The sequence below is a fragment of the Shewanella sp. SM32 genome (assembly GCF_025654235.1).
GTDB lineage: Bacteria > Pseudomonadota > Gammaproteobacteria > Enterobacterales > Shewanellaceae > Shewanella > Shewanella oncorhynchi.
Genome location: NZ_JAKKRO010000065.1, coordinates 1 through 17,290 on the forward strand (window position 1 = coordinate 1; position 17,290 = coordinate 17,290).

Below are 17,290 nucleotides of genomic sequence, written 5' to 3' on the forward strand. Positions count from 1 at the left end.
AACACAGCCAGCTAAATTTTGTCTCACCAGGGCAACGTCATGCACTGCAAGATGGCGCTATTTTAGCGAAGCGCAAGAAAGTGCTTGAGGCGGCGAAGGAAAGAAAACCGATGCGTTGGTCTACAGAGATCAGAAATTGTGAAGCGGTTGGCGCTGTAACACTCAACCCAGATAAGGCACCAGAAGAAGGCGTAATAAATGCAGCTTAATATTTAAACAAAGAGTGACAACTATCTTGAAAAACACCGTACTCTCTGCCAAGCAAAGCCATGTCTACTGCTACAACAAGCTCTGACTCAGCTCTCGTTAATGCGACGTAGACCATATTCCAAGTCTTGTTGAACTTGGTTACACCATTCTGCATTAAGCATTTGAATATCGCTGGCGTTAAGATTAAGACACAAACCTTAGACTCTAAGCCCTTAGTTCGTTGGATGCTGCTTATTGCATACTTGGCCGAATTGTCCTTAGATGAACTAAATTGCTCGGCTGAGCGGCAAAGTTTTATGAACAGCTCTTTTTCATACGGAATTTCCAGCTTGGCAAGAAATTTACGTATAGATTTGTTGTTGTCATTCTTGGATAACAGGGAGGCAAAGAAACGCTGTAATGAATATATGACCACGCCTTCTTCGTATTCGGGAAACTTTACTGTAAGTAGCTCTTCTACCTCAGGATCAAACTCGGGTAGTGACCCTGCTTGTTTGGTTGAGTAATTACCTTCTTTTCTGAAGATGCTCACTAAGCTTCTAGTCTCAATGTGATGACAGAGAACGTCGTCGTAATGATCATCTTCAGAAGTGATGTATGTTAGGCGTCCTTCAACTTCAGACAAGCTAGTTTGCTCTTGGCCTTTGGGGCAAAAGGTGTTTGATAGGTCAAGAATTCTCTGTGGAACCCTACGAGAAGTAGTTATATTCGGAAGTACTTTAACTTTTTCGTTGGCTTTATTCGCAGCTAACCAGTCTGTGAAAGATGTTGGATAATCTATTGCTTGCTTGGGGTCACCCACCATGTAAATGTCAACCGAATTCTCGCCGATTTGTTGAAAAGCCTTAAGAGCTGTTTCATCAAGATCCTGAGCTTCGTCGAGAAAAATATTATCAATCGCGCTACTTAGTAACTTGTGAACTTTCCTAACTTTAGACTTCTTTTTCTGGCTGCTATGTTTGGAGTAGTTTTCATCGACAATTCTCCATGCCGCAGCATATGTCTCATCGACATGTATCACGCCAATCTTCTTTAGCCTGCTAATTGTGCCCGCTGATTCTCGTCGTTTTTTTTCCTCAGACTTGCCAGGCGGAAAGTTTGAGAATGTTTTGCATCGAGAGGAGGTGGTGTGTATTTCATTTAGAACAAACGGAGAGTAAGGGTAAATGATCTCATTCAATAGGAACGTATGAACAGTGCAAACTATGATATTTTCTGGCAAGTATCCAAATTGCTTGATGATAGCTTCGGAAATGTTCTTCGCGGCATTATTGGTATAAGTGATGGCAAAGATCTTCTTATATGACGAAGCATCATAGTGCTTGATGATCTTCTCAGCTAGGCCGTGAGTCTTACCAGCACCTGCTCCGGCTATTTGGACTTCAATCATTTCATGAAATCCAAGGCTTCTTGAATGTGCTTGGGTAGCATGATTGGATCTTTGTTCATTTCATCTAAGATAGAGTCTGCAATCTTGAGCATCCTTTCGGCTTTACTATTTTTCAGGAACTTGGCCATCTCTTCCGGGGTTTTGCACTTCTTGTTGAACAGTGTGTTTAGGCGATGAAGGTTTCCAGCGGTTCCAGCTAGATCGTCTTCGAGCGTATATTGGGTAGTGGTTCTTACTCTTATATTGTCGTTTTCGATATCGTATTTTTGGTGCTTGTCTTTGGTCGCATTATTATCATCATAATCACGTATGATGCTTAGCTTCTTCTTTGGTTTACCTTTATTGACTTGCAACCAGACGTCCATGAAAGTTATGAAGCCAGTTTGCTCGATAGATATTACTTCAAGACTACTCAAATTCTTGTTATTACGGTAGAGGATGGCGTTGATCAGCATCTCTTCGGTAGTGCCTTCTACGAGTACAGTCTTATTGCTTAGTAGCAGTTTTAGAATATCGAAGTTAGGCCGCTTACGAAGATAGTTAGTGAGATGCTTCTTACTATCAGTTAGGTGTATGGCCTCATTTCCAGATAGGACGATCACGTTAGTTAGCTCAAGTTTATTGATGACTTGAGGGCTATGGGAGCTAATTAGCGTTTGTAGAGATGAGCCACCTTTTTGTGTGCTCTTGTATATGAAGTCAGTTGCGAAGCGGAGGTTGTTGACGCTAAGGTGTGCTTCAGGTTCTTCGATACAGCAGAGGTTGAGTGCATTCTTGTTGCTTTTGAAGAACTCAAATAATAGGTAAATGAAAACAAGATTACGATACCCAAGGCCACGCTGATATAGGTAGCTTTCACCAGACTTCAAGGTTATGTTGGATAGGATGCTCTTTAAATTTGGCAGGTTGGGGATACATTCAAGCTTATCAACAATTTCGTCGAAGAAGTTCTCGAAGTCTGGATCAGGTGTAACGATTTTTTTGAATGTCTCTGTACTTTCGATTTCATCAAAGAAAGAAGTGTACGCGCTGTTAATCTTGGCCTTGTCGGAATCCTCGAGAGCGGAAATAAGCATTTTTGTCAGAATGTTGTTTGATTTCTGTGTATTATTTTCAGCAAAGTCGTCACGCTCGGCGTTAATAGAGTTGATGGCTATAAGTCTTAAATCAGAATAGCTAACCTTTAACCCATTATTGCTTTGCGTTACATCATAGTCGTAAAGCTCAATTGGTAAGTTAAACCAGCGTGTTTCTTTGATGTCCTCAATGCCGTCGAGTAATTCTTTGGCACTCTTTACAAAATGATCTGCATCTTTAGGCCTGAAGTCGTACCGAATCTTATAACTCTCGTCGGCTTCTTCTCCGATTATCCACTTACCAATAACGCCTTCTTCAATAAAGTTCTTTGGGTCAGTGAACTCGACCTCAACTCGAACCTTTGGAATCAAAGCCTTGATCTCATCATCTCCCTTGCCGTTGATGATAGCTTGATAAAAGTCTTTGATTGCTTCGCGGTTGATGTCCGATACAGATAGACGTTTCTTATTGAAGCTTATGTCGTTGCTATTAAGTGGCAGAGCAAGTGCGTCAAATAGGTTGGTTTTGCCTGCTTCGTTTTCACCGATAATTAGGCTAAGTGGTGAAAGTTTGATTTTGAAGCTTTTGAAGGCTCGGTAGTTTTCAATTTCGACCGTACGAATGTACATTTGTATTCCATGTAGTTATTGTTAGTGCTCCTGTTTACAAAGTTAACACTAAACAACCCAAGCTAAAAGCAAACTGAATCGCCACCATTACTCTAGTCAATCTTTAGCATTACTAAAACTTGGCCAACTCACCACTGACAGAGTAAGTTGTCTGCCGCACCGATAACGCGGAATGGGGCATAACCATGTTAGCCCAAAGCCAACGCAAACTGACGGTGTTTTGCGCGTGAATCAGACTAGGCAAGCCTGATTCACCAACACGGATTGGGGCACGAACGTGTCTGCTGCATTCCTCTGAAATGTACATGGACATTAGTGAGGCAACAGTATTAGTTGTTATTACAAGAAATAACTGAACTTGAAAACGACGATTCGTTAAAGCTGATTCAAGATATTGATGATAGGGCTGAATATTTCATTTCATTAGTAGAAATTAGTGTTTTATCAGAGAGAGTTAGAAGCTTTAAAAGAGTTATATTCCAGGGAAAGAATCTGAACGTACGAGATAACCGCAAAACGGCACGACTGGTGTTCTATCGAAAAAACTAGCTAGATTTTAAATTTTTCGAGTTAGTGGGGGAATACAATGACTTTATGGTGCATATTTGTGTTCAGTGTTTTGGCGGAACATTATTACTGATGCAACGAGGTCATTAAGCGTCGGTAAGGCTATGTTATTTAAGCTGAATAGTGTATTAATGCTATTCAGCTTTAGTGCAAGGGTTTAATTACCTGATTATCGATTTACGCTTGGCCTCAGCAAGCCAGCCTGAGAACTCAATCAACAGCTTGTCATAAAGCACATTGTCCGGTACTGTTTTGAAGTTATCAATAGGGAAAAAGTCAGTGTTATCAAGAAGGCGATCAGTGAAATCGTCTAGTTCTTCTAATATCCCATAATTGTGCCCACCAAGACCTACAAACTTCCAGAAAATTGGGTAATTGGCCGACTCGCGGATTGCATCTTTTATAGCTCTTGCCTTCGTGATGCCACCATCGGTAATGAAAACAACAAACACCGGTTCAAGGCTGTTTTTGAAGTGCTTAATAACATCAGCCATTACAGGTGGCTCATTATTTACCCCACCAAGCGTCGGCAATAATTCGAATAGCCCACGTTTACCCGAGTTTTGGATGCCAGAGATATAACCTTTAATGTTACTTAGCGACACATCAGGGTATTTTTTGTGGCGTTCACCAAATCCCCAAACTTCCATCTGTCCATCATCATCAAACTGTGTTGCCAAGACAGTAATTCGCTCTAAAACAGCTTGAACATTACCTTGCTTGAATTGCTGAGTCATAGAACCAGATGCGTCGAGAACGAAGGCGACCTTAGCCTTAACATGCTCTAGTTTGTGCTTAACCAAACTAATACTCACTGGTTTGGCTAGGCTGATAAGATGCGGCGCCTGCTCCTGTAGCTTTTTCTCCAGGCTTACCCCCGCAGGCGGCTTGGACGCCTCTAGAATGGGGGTAGGGGTAGGTGCAGGCTCATCATCCACATCGACACCATAGTTTGTCGCTAATGCCGCAAGGCCGCCATTAAACCCCATTCCAAGCGCTTTAAACTTCCATGCGCCGTTATGCCGGTAAATCTGCCCGACGATTAATGCTTTCTCGCTGCGATTGTCCAATGGCACATTGAAACTAGCCTGTCCATCCACCTTTAAGCTAAGACTGGCAAGATGCCCGACCGTACTGCTTCCATCCACTACCATGGTCAAAGCAATTTTATCTACAGTGGACTCGACCTTGGCAGTGCTAAGAACATAGCGGCCACCTGTAGGTGTCTTGCTATAAACAACCGCCCCATTGGTTGATTCTGGCTGATTATAAAAAATGAAGTCACTATCACTTCTCACTTTGTCTTGGTTCGTCAACAAGAAGGCTGAGGTATCCACTTCACCAGCAAAGTTTACGCCTGGCTGATAGCACATATCGATGACAAGTTCGCTACCATTTAAGCTAATGTTTTGACCTGAAATAAGTTCCATATTCCCCCCTAACTCGACTCTTATTAATATCCTAAATCACCGCCTCGGCTGACTTTAGTTCTAGCTTGCAAAGCCATTAAGCACTCATCACGCTTTTGCTTATTGGTGAAATTTATTTGACGTGAACCAAATGCACCGTGAATATAAAAGTTGACCCCTTTTTCCCGAGTGATATTGGTGATTAACTTAACAGGTATTTCTTCACACTCTCCCATTCGTCTTAGAAATTGAAAGCGAAGATTTTCGCTTGCACTTGCGTTCGCAAGATCAACTGGGATGATCATCATTTTTGTATCGTTATTGAAAATGACACCTAAGTAACGTACAGCAACCCTTTGAGCCATTTTGTAGATGGCGTAAATGCCGAGAACCAAAATAATGCCATTGACAGCAAGAGCATAATTGATGAAGTCTGGCGGCACTCTGGTCGTGACGTAAAACATTAGTATTAGCGTCGAGGCAATCATACCCGCACTGTAAACGATACATTTCATCAGCAACCCACTATCAAATACTCGTTGAGCATTGCTGTTGCTAAGGTACATTTTTTTAAGTTTTTTATAATGAAAAAATGAAAAAAACATAAATGGTAAGAAAATTAAGCCGCCAATTATGACTAATGCTTGTCTTAACGATTCAATATCTGCTTTTTTGCTTCGAGCCATTTCATTAACCCATACTTGCTAATAAAAAAGGGCATCATTGATGCCCTTATTCGTTTAATGATAATTACGACAAGTTAACTCCGTGGGCTGTAGCTAGTGCGTGGAGGCCACCAGCGAAGCCTTGACCAACGGCTTTGAATTTCCATTCTGTACCGTGTAGGTATAGTTCACCGAAGATCATTGCGGTTTCAACAGAAGCATCTTCTGACAAGTCGAAGCGTGCCAGCTCAACTTGACTATCGTTGTTTGCAACGCGAATGTAGCCATTGCTCACCATGCCAAAGTTTTGCTTGCGTTGTTCTGCTTCGTGAATGGTAACAGCAAAAACCAGCTTCTTGATGTCCGCAGGGATCTTGGTTAAATCGATTTTAATCTGCTCGTCATCACCGTCGCCGGCACCAGTACGGTTGTCACCTTGGTGTTCAACAGAACCACATTGGCTATTTTTTTGACCGTAGAAAACGAAACCTGCGTCGGACAGCACTTTACCGTTTTCACCAACCATGAATACTGAAGCGTCTAAGTCGAAATCAGTTCCATCTGTAACGCGCTGATCCCAACCTAGACCTGCTAACACAACTTTCAAGCCTGCGTCAGCCTTGGTTAAAGAGATGTTGCCGCCTTTAGCTAAAGATACACCCATTTTAAAGCTCCTTATGTCTAGGGAATTGTCCCTGTAATGCGAGGAAAGCCCCCGCTTTAGATTGAAATTGCAATACGTTTACTGATTAGCTTGCAGAAACGCCGTACTCTGCACAAACCGAAGATAAACCGCCTTTATAGCCTTGACCTACCGCTTTAAACTTCCATTCACCATTATGACGGTATAGTTCAGCAAACAGCATTGCGGTTTCAGTCGAGGCATCTTCTGACAAGTCAAAACGAGCAATTTCTTTGCCTGAATCTTCATTGACTAGGCGAATAAATGCGCCGCTTACTTGACCAAAGTTTTGGCAGCGCGTTGCTGCATCGTGGATTGTTACAACAAACACGATTTTAGCTACGTCAACAGGCAGTGTATCTAAATTGACCTTCAGGCTTTCATCGTCACCGTCACCGTCACCTGTGCGGTTATCGCCAGTGTGTTCAATAGCACCACCAGCAGCACGCAAATTGTTGTAAAACACGAAATCTTCTGGGGAACGCACTTTGCCATTTTCGCCGAGTAAGAATGCTGAAGCATCTAAGTCGAAGTCTTGACCGTCAGTAGAGCGAGCATCCCATCCTAAGCCAACCAATACCTTTTTCATGGTAGGGTCGGTTTTAGTTAGTGATACGTTGCCACCTTTAGATAGAGAAACAGTTGCCATTTATCAATTCCTTTTTCGATTTGGAGATTTGAACAGTTATTTACTTAGCTTCGGCTTCGTCATTCTCAGGGAATACGAAACTTGCAAACACACCACAGAACAAAACGACCCCTACTACGGCTAAACTTGCCATTGCGGAGATTGTATATTCATGGTGGAAGATGTGCGCGGTTGCATTTAGACCAAGCTTTAAAGCAATGAAGAACAGCAGCACGATTACCGCTTTTTCAAGATGCACTAGGTACTGCTTTAGTGCTTCCAGAACGAAGTACAGAGTTCTCAGGCCAAGAATGGCGAACATCATGGCACTGTATACAATTAGAGGCTCTTGGCTTACCGCAATAACAGCTGGCACTGAGTCAAACGCAAACATCACATCCGACAACTCTACTACAGCTAAACACAGCATTAGCGGTGTTGCATAGAAGGCCGCTTTACCAACACGACCAACTTGAACGTCTGCGTTTTCAGGTTTAGTCAGTTCTGCGTCCACTTCTGACTGCTTAAGCAAGAAGGCATGGCTAGTTAATTTAGGCCAAATTGGGAAAAAGCGTTTAACCAAGCGATATGCCAAATGTTGCGAGTAGTCTTCGATTGCATCGTCATCATCACCACTTCGCAGCATCATTACAGCCGTCCAGCAAACGATTACAGCAAATACCATCTCAACCCATGGGCCAAGTGACAACAAGCTAGTACCGATTGCGACGAATATACCGCGGAATACGATTGCACCAATAACGCCCCAGTACAGAACGCGGTGGCGGTAACCATCTGGCACAGCAAACCAAGAGAAGATTGCCATCATGACAAACAAGTTATCAACTGATAGCACTTTTTCGAGCGCATAACCTGTCACGAACAAGCTCGCCACTTCTGCGCCATGATGGGCGTAAAGGAAGCCTGCAAACGCGAACGAAATGGCTACCCAAAAAATCGACCACATTACTGCGCTTTTCAGTTGGATAGGTTTATCATCCCTGTGCATGAAGAGGTCGATAAGGATCGCCCCTACTGAAAGTAGCAGAAAGACAGCTACAGTCTCTGGTGGGAAACCTATATGCGTTGAACTCATGTATTTCGTTCCTTAATTACCACTATTGATAATCAGACGGGTTTAGCCCGAGTGCTAAACTAATCTCTTTTACAGCCGCCTTCTCGTCTTCATCGAAGTCGCCATCACTCTTTGCTACAGCAACACCTACACGCAGTGCTAACTGAGCAGCCCCTCCATCGCTCTTTAACGCAACAATGTATTTCAAGGCTTCGCCTTTACCAATATCTGCATCGAACTCAAAGCCAGAGATAATTTTTTGGAAAAAGGCAATCACCTCATTTGTGTCGAAGACTTTAAGCTCGTCGGAGTTTTTGATAAACCCGACCATCTTCTGTTTTTCTTCACTGCTTACACCGTTAGATGCAGCGGCGATAAATGCACAAACGGCAACTGTACCTTCCATGAATTTTTTATTCTTGAACCGAGTTACCTGGTTTGCTAACTCAGAACGGCCAGTGTTCACCGCACTACGCACTTTATCTAAGAATGACATGATGCCTTCTCCTTGTTTAATTTGGTTATTTGCTGCCAGCTTTCCAGCGAAAGCCCCAGTCAAAAGCCTCATCCATTTGCTGGTGACCTGTAAAATAACGGTTTATACGCTCAACCTTGATCGCGCCTCCGTTATTAACCAGTCTTGCAATGGCACACATGCCACGACCTGAATGACCTTCGGTGAGTCGAGTTTCAATGGGAGGTTGTCCCTCCAAATGAATAGTCACAACCCCATCGGTGCTTTCCCAATTAGGCACACCCTCGTAGATAAATGCGAACACGAGCACTTCACTGATCTTTTCCCATTGATTGCCGTTGACGAATAGCCATTCACCATCGGTACTATCACCGGTGCGGTCATCATCTTGCAACTCGACAAAGGGGGAATGATTCAGGCTTCCGAATCCGTTACCTAAAGCCTGTACCACATAGCGATCACCATCCTTCGTTCTTACGAACGCACCGAGGTCGAGGTCAACACCGTTGTCACGTTTAAACAGTGAGAAGCCTTTATGAGTTGAGCCTCGGTGCCAGTTTAAGTTAATGCGGATTTTGCCAAACTTGTCACCTTGCTTGGTCAAGCTGATTGTTGGCTTTTCCTTGCTTAGTGTCACCTTCTGCAAACTGATAGTTGGTGTTGGTGTTGGTGCTGGTTTAGGCGCTGGTGCGGGTTCATCCGCGACATCTACCCCAAAATATTCTGCAAGAGGCTTTAAACCTCCGTTAAAACCTTGAGATACGAAGCGGAATTTCCATTCTGCATTGCGGCGGTATAACTCCCCCAAAATTAACGCGGCCTCACTGCGACCATTCATTGGTATGTCACAAGATATTAAGACGTTACCGCCTTGCTCCACCTGAATTTTCAGGGTTCGTAGATTGCCAATCACTTGTCCGTCATCTACTGTTGCGGTGAATGCAATTTTTTGAACTGCCGCATGAATAGCGCCTAGGTTCACATTAAAGGAGGTATTTAGTGACCCTCCTTCCAGAATGATTGCACCATCATTGCTGCGTGGCTGGCCATAGAAAACCATATCAACGCCATCTTGCACTTTATTGTTTTCATAAAGACGGAAAGCGGACACATCAACATCGCCGCCAGAGATTACTCTCACAGTTAGCGGCAGTGTAGGTACGGGGGCGTTTCCCCCTTGAATAAGATCCATTAGCGCACCAACACTGAAACGATTTGACCCATCATGTCGTCAATGACTTGGCCACGGCAAGGTAACCCATGAGCAGTAAACTTCCACTCGCCGCCACTACGTTCAAGGGCTGCGATCAGAATGCCAGTATGCTGACCTTGTTCGGTCAAGGTGTACTTAGCCAATTCCTTGCCGCCTTGGTCTACAACGCGACAAAAAGCGTTTTCGACATCATTAAAAGTTTGACCGCGGAAACTGTTAACAGTGAAAGCTAAATGCTCTACGTTTGCTGGTAAGCGAGTTAAATCAATGCTGATGCTTTCATCGTCGCCATCACCCTCACCCGTGAGGTTGTCGCCGCTGTGCTTAACAGAGCCGCACTTAGACTTTAATTGACGAAACCAAACTGTATCGAGTTGGTTACCGCGAGCGTCCATTAAAACTACGCTGGCATCGAGGTCAATAGAATCGCCGCCACCTAACAACTTTCCAAAAAAACCTGATTTTTTTAGAGGGTCCCAACCTAAGCCGAATTTAAGGCTAGTTAAGGGTGAACCTGATTGCTTGGCGAGTGATATCGACTGCTTTTTTTCCAAAGAAATTGAAGCCATTTTCATTCCTTATTTTTTAGGTTTAAAAACTAAGTTTTTAATCTTTACCTTCCTAGGTTTAGGCCGGTTTTCAATCGGCAATGGGGATGAAAAATGTCCATTCCTGCCTGCCTTTGATTTATCCATTTTTCACCAGACTGAGAACTAAGTCAATCACAATTTGATTGACTACCCTCACATTTAATAATAAAGTTCGTAACATCTAATCGATAACGCAGTTCTTTATTCATGGAATCTAATACTTTGAAATCTATTTGGTTTATGGAGGGCTTATCCTCCCAGCGCGACATTATTATGGCGGTTATCGATGCTCGTCAGTCATTCGACTTATCTTTTCGTATTATTGCGTCCCATCGTGGCAATCGCCCTGAGATTACATCGGTTGCCGATTTATCTTTGGTTGAGCCCAAAGGGGATACTGAGCGCCTAGAATTTATTAAATCTGTGGTAGCGAAAGAAAATGTAATCACTATTCAGGCTGGCCGTAATTGCCGTTGGATGGAAGAAAACAGACGGGAGATTGAAGCGCTTGGTGTATCGTTGACAACGGGAGCCAGCAGCCTTGATATGCACTCAATTGCAGATGATAAAGTTCGCTACGCTCATTTTATGGAGCAACATGGATTACCTGTTGTGCCATCTATTCAGATTGACACTGTTGATGAACTTAAAAAGCAAATCGCGCTTAAAGTCGCTGATGGTGAATTAGCTTGCATCAAACCAGTAGTTGGCATTTACGGTATTGGCTTCTGGATACTAGACCCTTCTGTTAGTCCGATGGCCGCTTTTAATAACCCTGATAATCGTCGGGTAACACCGAAGATGTACCTTACAGCGATGAACCAGCAAACTAACGACAAACTTCCTGAACCTATGGTGCTAATGCCATATTTAGCAGGACGCGAACGCTCTGTTGATATGGTTGTTGAGAATGGAGAAGTAATTGCCGCAGTTTGTCGCCGCAAAGAAGGTGCACTTCAGTCCATTGAGCAATCAGGAGTGGCTTTTGAATTAGCAAAAACTTGCGCACAAATTATGCAAGCTGATGGTTTAGTGAACGTACAGACTCGTGATGATGCTAACGGCAAGCCATATTTGCTGGAAATTAACATGCGCCCTTCTGGTGGGGTCTGCTATTCCCTTTCCTGTGGCATTAACCTTTCAGGCATCTTTGCTTTACGCAAACTAGGTATTATCGACAAGGAAACCGCAATTAAGATGGGTACTGATGGTTTTAAACCTGTAGTGGTTAGGTCTGTATCAAGCGTGATCGCGCTAACCGAACAGCAATCGGCTGAATAACAATAAAAGGTAATTAGGTATGAGCCAAACCGAGCAGGTTTTTCAGCGCAAACTATCCACAGGGGAGTTGACTGTTGTCAGTTCGCATTCTACACCGTTGGAACAATTCTTTGAGATTGCTGAGCGGCGCAACCCAAAGCGAGCTTTTCTATTTGTTAGTAAAATGCTAGGTCGTCACATCCCTATCAAGCCTAGTGTGATGCGCACCTCATACCAATCAATTGCCGCAATGCTGCCAACTGATCTGCCTGGGCCAGTAGTCTTTATCGGCATGGCCGAAACTGCTGTAGGTTTGGCTGCGGGTGTTTACCAAGAGGCTAGAGGCGCGTTATCCGAATCGGTATTCCTAACATCTACCCGCCATCCTGTTAATGGCAATCTAATGTGCGAATTCAAAGAAACTCATTCACACGCAACCGACCACTTAATTTACTGGCCGAATGATCCTGTATTAGCTAAGCGCGTAGAGCAGGCAAAGTCGCTAGTCCTTATTGATGATGAAGCGACTACGGGTAACACCTTTACTAACCTTTATTCCTCGCTTTTTGATGCAGGCATGACTGGCATTCAGCGTCTTCTTACGGTGACATTAACTGATTGGAGTCAAGACGCTGTACTTGAAAAGATTGATGGCCCAAAAGTTACGTCAATCTCTTTGGTTCAAGGTAAATGGTCATGGATTGTTAATCCCGATGCAGAACCACCGATCATGCCTAGCGTTAATGTCACGGCAAAAGGGGCTGTTGAAATCGTTGGGGTTCAGTGTTGGGGTCGTTTGGGGATGGATGAGTCCACTTGCTTTATAGGAAATAATGTCTGCGTATCACCATCTGATAAGGTGTTAGTGCTAGGCACCAGTGAATTTGTGTGGCAACCGTTTTTATTTGCCGAAAAGTTGGAAAAGACTGGTGCTGAGGTGTATTTCAGTTCTACCTCCAGATCACCTATTGCTATAGGCCATGCTATTGAATCGGCAATAACCTTTACCGACAACTACGGCTTGGGTATCCCTAATTTTGTTTATAATGTCGCTCACCTACAATTCGATACTGTATTCTTGTGCTGCGAAACTCCCGCAGAAAGTGTCGATCCTGTCTTACTGAATGCCCTTGGCAATATCGCCAAACACGTAGAAATTCTTACTTATGAGTAATCAAGCCATGTCGCATATTATTCGTCCTGTCGTATTTCCTGATTTGGACGACACGTTGTTTCAAACCAAACGGAAAATGGTTGATGAACTTGCTCAGATTCCTGTTCGTGTTGGCGCTTTAGATCGCTCTCTGGAGCCGCGAAGTTTTATGAATGAAGAACAGGCATTATTAGTTGATTGGCTTTTGGCAAATGCTGATGTTATACCAGTAACCGCCCGAGGCACAGATGAATATGCTCGAGTTCAAATACCGTTTAACTCGTGGGCTATTACAACTCATGGCGCTGTCATTCTATCTCCCGATGGTCAGTGTGATACTCAGTGGCAACAACACATTGAAGCTGCGCTAGCCCCCTATCGTCAACGCTTGCTGGATATGCAGGATGACATAACTACATTGATGGCTGAAGGAGGGATAGATGCGTGGGCTCGCATTAACTATGAGTACGATGGAGTCCCTATCTATCTTGTCTTGAAACATACCGATAGCACTAAGCTAGACGAACTCAATGCGATAGGTGATAGGTTAGAGGAAATTTTCGGTACTGAAGGTTTTTACGTTCATCGCAACAGCAACAACATTGCGTGGTTACCTACTTGCATAGAAAAGGGCAAAGCCACAAGCTACCTTCTCAACAAACTCCGTGTAGAACGGGGCACGTTCCCAACTATTGGCCTTGGCGATAGCCTCACTGACTTCAGCTTTCTGAAACTTTGTTCTTGGTATGGTGTACCAAAACAAAGTCAGTTTTCATCAGCGATCAAAGACCGCGTATTTGGAGAGTAGAATTTTGAATATTTCACCAATTTTTTCAGGTTCTTATCGTCACAGTGATGTCGAATTCCTTTTAAAGCCGGTGACTATTGAATTCACCTCCATTGAAGAAAAAGAGGCGCTAATCCAGTCAGGGAAAATGCATTATTCCGACATGCTGAGCCAAGAGCCAGAACCAACTCAATATCATCTCGACTTGTTTAACAAGGCTTACACCATTGGAGCCAAACGGCTTGCTAAGGAAGTCATGATGCTGGCCGTGACTTTAGCCAAAGAGTACGGCAATACCCCGATTGTTTTGGCAAGTCTAGTCCGCGCAGGTGTGCCTTTAGGCGTTATGCTGCAACGAGCGTTAAAAATGATGGGGAAAGAGTCATATCACTACGGGATCAGTATTATTCGTGACCGTGGCATTGATGAAACTGCCCTTGCCGTTATTGAGGAGCGCCATGGAACTGAAGGCATTGTGTGGGTAGATGGCTGGACAGGAAAGGGGGCTATCACCAATGAACTGACTAAAGCGCTTAACGGTCGGGCTGGCTATCCTGCCCAGCCACGCCTTGTGGTTTTGGCTGATCCATGTGGTTGCGCTTGGATGTCAGCCACTGATGATGATTGGCTAATCCCATTTGGAATAATGGGTGCACCTGTTTCGGGGATGATCTCTCGTTCTCTTTATAGTGATGAAGGCTTTCATCACTGCATGGTTTGCAACCACCTTAGCGAGTATGAATGCGGTTTGTCATTGGCTAATGCTGTTGAACAATGTTGTCAAGAAATCGAACTTTCAGACGTCCCGCCCATCGATATAAAAGTGCGTGATTCAATAAAAGCGAAGGAATGGGAACGAAGCAAAGCAATCATGACACTGCTTGCAGAACGTTATGATATTTCTAGTTCAAATCGTATAAAGCCAGGCATTGCTGAAGCGACGCGCGCTGTATTACGCAGGGTGCCTGACCATGTACTGGTTCGTTCCATTAACGATCCTGACGTATCTCTATTGGTCTATCTTGCCAAGGAGAAAGGCGTGGAGATTACAGAAGTTGGTGATCTCATCGGTCAATATCGTGCAGTTACAATTATCAAAAAGGTACTCTAATGAAAAAGGAACTTTCTGCCTACAGCCTGGGTGCAACACTCTACATGCCAGCTACCCGCATCGACATTGTAGATACCATTGTGACTGGTAAAATTGCTGGATTGCGATCTTTGGTTATTTGCCTAGAAGATGCAGTGTCCGATCAGGATATACCTTTTGCAATGAACAACCTTAAAGGGATGTTGGACGCTCTTTCTGAAGCCAAGCAGCGCATTAACTATATCGAATGGCCGCTAATATTTATTCGCCCGAGAAACGAGCAGATTGGCCTACAATTGACTGCTGAATATGACTTATCTGCTATTGATGGCTTTGTCCTTCCTAAATTCAATCTATCCAACTTGAACGAGTGGACAACCATTTTAGAATTAACTCATTTATGCTGGATGCCAACTCTTGAGACTGAAGATGTATTCGACGTCAATGCAATGCAAGCGTTAGTCTCAGAGCTTAAAGCGCATAAATGTCGTGATAAAATCATCGCCCTTCGTATTGGTGGTAATGACTTAATGAATTGCGTTTCTTTGCGACGTTCCCGCGAATTTACCCTATATGACGGCCCTATGGGTTACGTCATTAAGATGCTGGTTGCTGTATTCGCCTCAAAGGGCTTCTCCCTGACAGCGCCAGTCTGTGAGCACATTGATGATCATCGACTGTTAGAAAAAGAATTGGAATTGGATTTGGCCCACGGCTTAGTAGGTAAAACAGCTATTCACCCTAATCAAATTCCAGTGATTCAGCGCGCCCTCATGGTAAGCTCACTTGATCATCAAGACGCACTGAGAATCATAAACTCATCTCAGGCCGTTTTTAAAGCAGGTGGTGCCATGTGTGAACCTGCAACGCATCGACGATGGGCAAAGAGCGTATTAGATCGTGTTCATTATTTTGGGGTTTCTCCTGCAGTGTCCCCATCCTCTGTTCAAATTCAACATAGGTAATAAACATGGGCTTTCGTTTTCGTCGCAGCATCACAATCATTCCCGGAGTTCGGGTTAACCTTAGTAACACCACCCCGAGTCTTTCAATTGGCCCGAGGGGAGCGTCAGTCTCCGTTGGTAGTCGTGGCACTTATGCCAATGTTGGGCTTGGCGGTGGATTGAGTTATCGCACAAGGCTCGATAGGGCCGCGGCATCGTCAAATGCTGCGGCAAGGGAGCGCTCGGAATCGAAAGAGCAATTGCGAAACTCACTTTTAGCCACCATCGAACAGATGGAAATGGTTATGCACCAGGTTATAAACGTCCATACTCTGACGCCTAACCCTTCACTTGGGGTAACATTTAATGAGTTGCGAGACCATTATTTAAAAGCGGCCACCAGCCCTTATGCCGTTCCCGCTCCAGTTCGGCCAGCAAAGCCGGAAATCCCGCCTTCCCCCGTAAAACCTTCTTGTGTGGATGACACTGGATTTTTTAAAAAACTGTTTGAGTCTGAGGAAGATAGGCAAGAACGTCAGCGCGCTGCTCTAGCCAGTTGGGAACGTGCAATGCAAGACTGGGAGCGTGAAAAAACATTGATTGAACACCGCTACCAAACTAATCGTATGGCATGGGCCGAACAATATGCTCTCTGGCAATCTGAAGCGGCTCGTCATCAAGAATCGTTAACCTCATCGGAAGCACAAGCAAATAGTCGCTTTATCTCAGACGCGGCATTTTTTGAGGCAATCTTAGATGAGACATTGCAGAACACTGACTGGCCGCGAGATACCGCCATTTCGTTTGAAGTTCTGCCAGAACAATCGCTAATAAAACTCGATGTTGATTTACCTGAGATTGAAGATTTACCTCAAAGCATCTTTACTTTAAATAGGCAAGGAACTGAGATTATCGAGAAAGACATGACGCAAAAAGCCGTTAGAGAAGCCTATGCACGTCACGTACACGGTATATTGCTCCGGCTGATTGGCATTGTCTTTTACGCACTGCCTTTCGATAGCGTAAGCATTTGCGGATTCACTCAACGGTTAAGCAAAGCTACAGGTAACTTAGTCGATGATTATATAATTCAATGTACCGCCGATCGCGCTACTATCCAAAAGATGAACTTTTCATGTTTGGATAATATCGATCCAATTGACGCAATATCCATGTTTAACCCGAATAGAAAAATGAGTACGACCTTCGTATTTCAGCCAATAACAGTAAAGTAACTATATGATATTAAGTACAAAACAGAAGCGTATTTTCACACTAGCAGTATTGTTGTCTTCGGGTGAATCTGTTTCTGCAAATACAATAATCAAAAACGCAGATTGTTCTGGGGCGACACTCACGCGGGCTTTACGTGATCTTCGGGACGCATATAACACAACGATAAAATACAGTAAAAGTAGTCACTCATACCAGATGACCGATGCCGGC

Annotated in this window: 16 protein-coding genes and 1 pseudogene; 7 read left to right on the top strand and 10 right to left on the bottom strand. The window is 43.9% G+C overall.

Annotated elements, in window-relative coordinates; translation table 11 throughout:
* Positions 1-209: pseudogene (locus tag L5M10_RS19645) on the top strand (IS3 family transposase); the annotation flags it as partial.
* Here L5M10_RS19645 and L5M10_RS19650 read toward each other — a convergent pair.
* The 10 genes from L5M10_RS19650 to L5M10_RS19695 all read right to left on the bottom strand — a co-directional run bounded on the left by L5M10_RS19650 (position 206) and on the right by L5M10_RS19695 (position 10,589).
* Positions 206-1,600 (bottom strand): UvrD-helicase domain-containing protein, encoded by a 1,395-nt coding sequence (locus L5M10_RS19650; protein ID WP_263255765.1) that lies wholly within the window; start codon positions 1,598-1,600, stop codon positions 206-208. The pseudogene L5M10_RS19645 and the gene L5M10_RS19650 overlap by 4 nt on opposite strands.
* Positions 1,597-3,306 carry an ATP-dependent nuclease gene (locus L5M10_RS19655; protein ID WP_263255767.1) on the bottom strand — a complete coding sequence of 570 codons (1,710 nt, stop codon included), beginning with the start codon at positions 3,304-3,306 and terminating at the stop codon, positions 1,597-1,599. Before L5M10_RS19655 ends, L5M10_RS19650 begins: the two co-directional genes overlap by 4 nt.
* A gap of 728 nt (positions 3,307-4,034) precedes the next feature.
* Entirely contained in the window at positions 4,035-5,303 is a 1,269-nt protein-coding gene (locus tag L5M10_RS19660; RefSeq protein WP_263255768.1) for a vWA domain-containing protein, read from the bottom strand.
* A gap of 23 nt (positions 5,304-5,326) precedes the next feature.
* Entirely contained in the window at positions 5,327-5,968 is a 642-nt protein-coding gene (locus L5M10_RS19665; RefSeq protein ID WP_263255769.1) for a hypothetical protein, read from the bottom strand.
* Between the two features lie 64 nt (positions 5,969-6,032).
* Complete coding sequence (locus tag L5M10_RS19670) at positions 6,033-6,611, bottom strand: TerD family protein (protein ID WP_069453641.1); 579 nt, start codon at positions 6,609-6,611, stop codon at positions 6,033-6,035.
* A gap of 85 nt (positions 6,612-6,696) precedes the next feature.
* Positions 6,697-7,278, bottom strand: coding sequence for a TerD family protein (locus tag L5M10_RS19675; RefSeq protein WP_263255770.1), 582 nt, complete (start codon positions 7,276-7,278; stop codon positions 6,697-6,699).
* A 40-nt stretch (positions 7,279-7,318) separates the two neighbouring features.
* Positions 7,319-8,353 carry a TerC/Alx family metal homeostasis membrane protein gene (locus tag L5M10_RS19680; RefSeq protein WP_069453643.1) on the bottom strand — a complete coding sequence of 345 codons (1,035 nt, stop codon included), beginning with the start codon at positions 8,351-8,353 and terminating at the stop codon, positions 7,319-7,321.
* A 22-nt stretch (positions 8,354-8,375) separates the two neighbouring features.
* Complete coding sequence (locus L5M10_RS19685; protein WP_069453644.1) at positions 8,376-8,828, bottom strand: tellurite resistance TerB family protein; 453 nt, start codon at positions 8,826-8,828, stop codon at positions 8,376-8,378.
* Between the two features lie 25 nt (positions 8,829-8,853).
* On the bottom strand, positions 8,854-9,999 hold the full coding sequence (locus tag L5M10_RS19690; RefSeq protein ID WP_069453645.1) for a TerD family protein: 1,146 nt from the start codon (positions 9,997-9,999) through the stop codon (positions 8,854-8,856).
* Complete coding sequence (locus L5M10_RS19695) at positions 9,999-10,589, bottom strand: TerD family protein (RefSeq protein ID WP_069453646.1); 591 nt, start codon at positions 10,587-10,589, stop codon at positions 9,999-10,001. Before L5M10_RS19695 ends, L5M10_RS19690 begins: the two co-directional genes overlap by 1 nt.
* A 228-nt stretch (positions 10,590-10,817) precedes the next feature.
* Between L5M10_RS19695 and L5M10_RS19700 the strand changes: the two genes are divergently transcribed.
* Genes L5M10_RS19700 through L5M10_RS19725 form a run of 6 tightly spaced genes read left to right on the top strand, consistent with a single transcriptional unit; the run spans position 10,818 to position 17,079 of the window.
* Positions 10,818-11,891: an ATP-grasp domain-containing protein gene (locus tag L5M10_RS19700; protein ID WP_263255771.1), complete on the top strand. Its 1,074-nt coding sequence runs from the start codon at positions 10,818-10,820 to the stop codon at positions 11,889-11,891.
* 19 nt (positions 11,892-11,910) lie between these two features.
* Positions 11,911-13,044 (top strand): phosphoribosyltransferase domain-containing protein, encoded by a 1,134-nt coding sequence (locus tag L5M10_RS19705; RefSeq protein WP_069453648.1) that lies wholly within the window; start codon positions 11,911-11,913, stop codon positions 13,042-13,044.
* Positions 13,037-13,831, top strand: a complete 795-nt coding sequence (locus L5M10_RS19710; RefSeq protein WP_263255772.1) for a hypothetical protein — start codon at positions 13,037-13,039, stop codon at positions 13,829-13,831. The genes L5M10_RS19705 and L5M10_RS19710 overlap by 8 nt, the downstream gene beginning before the upstream one ends.
* 4 nt (positions 13,832-13,835) lie before the next feature.
* Entirely contained in the window at positions 13,836-14,921 is a 1,086-nt protein-coding gene (locus L5M10_RS19715) for a cysteine protease StiP family protein (RefSeq protein WP_263255773.1), read from the top strand.
* A complete protein-coding gene (locus L5M10_RS19720; protein WP_208660837.1) occupies positions 14,921-15,865 on the top strand; it encodes an HpcH/HpaI aldolase/citrate lyase family protein in 945 nt (314 codons plus the stop codon). Before L5M10_RS19715 ends, L5M10_RS19720 begins: the two co-directional genes overlap by 1 nt.
* Before the next feature lie 5 nt (positions 15,866-15,870).
* The gene (locus L5M10_RS19725) at positions 15,871-17,079 is read left to right on the top strand and encodes a DUF4236 domain-containing protein (protein WP_069453650.1); all 1,209 of its coding nucleotides are present in this window, start codon (positions 15,871-15,873) and stop codon (positions 17,077-17,079) included.
* Positions 17,080-17,290: the final 211 nt, after the last annotated feature.

Excerpts from the sequence above, each read along its gene's own strand:
- L5M10_RS19680 (WP_069453643.1), bottom strand. The coding sequence starts at position 8,353 with ATGAGTTCAACGCATATAGGTTTCCCACCAGAGACTGTAGCTGTCTTT.
- L5M10_RS19655 (WP_263255767.1), bottom strand. The coding sequence starts at position 3,306 with ATGTACATTCGTACGGTCGAAATTGAAAACTACCGAGCCTTCAAAAGC.
- L5M10_RS19700 (WP_263255771.1), top strand. The coding sequence starts at position 10,818 with ATGGAATCTAATACTTTGAAATCTATTTGGTTTATGGAGGGCTTATCC.
- L5M10_RS19670 (WP_069453641.1), bottom strand. The coding sequence starts at position 6,611 with ATGGGTGTATCTTTAGCTAAAGGCGGCAACATCTCTTTAACCAAGGCT.
- L5M10_RS19720 (WP_208660837.1), top strand. The coding sequence starts at position 14,921 with ATGAAAAAGGAACTTTCTGCCTACAGCCTGGGTGCAACACTCTACATG.
- L5M10_RS19695 (WP_069453646.1), bottom strand. The coding sequence starts at position 10,589 with ATGGCTTCAATTTCTTTGGAAAAAAAGCAGTCGATATCACTCGCCAAG.
- L5M10_RS19705 (WP_069453648.1), top strand. The coding sequence starts at position 11,911 with ATGAGCCAAACCGAGCAGGTTTTTCAGCGCAAACTATCCACAGGGGAG.
- L5M10_RS19675 (WP_263255770.1), bottom strand. The coding sequence starts at position 7,278 with ATGGCAACTGTTTCTCTATCTAAAGGTGGCAACGTATCACTAACTAAA.
- L5M10_RS19665 (WP_263255769.1), bottom strand. The coding sequence starts at position 5,968 with ATGGCTCGAAGCAAAAAAGCAGATATTGAATCGTTAAGACAAGCATTA.
- L5M10_RS19650 (WP_263255765.1), bottom strand. The coding sequence starts at position 1,600 with ATGATTGAAGTCCAAATAGCCGGAGCAGGTGCTGGTAAGACTCACGGC.
- L5M10_RS19725 (WP_069453650.1), top strand. The coding sequence starts at position 15,871 with ATGGGCTTTCGTTTTCGTCGCAGCATCACAATCATTCCCGGAGTTCGG.
- L5M10_RS19690 (WP_069453645.1), bottom strand. The coding sequence starts at position 9,999 with ATGGATCTTATTCAAGGGGGAAACGCCCCCGTACCTACACTGCCGCTA.
- L5M10_RS19660 (WP_263255768.1), bottom strand. The coding sequence starts at position 5,303 with ATGGAACTTATTTCAGGTCAAAACATTAGCTTAAATGGTAGCGAACTT.
- L5M10_RS19710 (WP_263255772.1), top strand. The coding sequence starts at position 13,037 with ATGAGTAATCAAGCCATGTCGCATATTATTCGTCCTGTCGTATTTCCT.
- L5M10_RS19685 (WP_069453644.1), bottom strand. The coding sequence starts at position 8,828 with ATGTCATTCTTAGATAAAGTGCGTAGTGCGGTGAACACTGGCCGTTCT.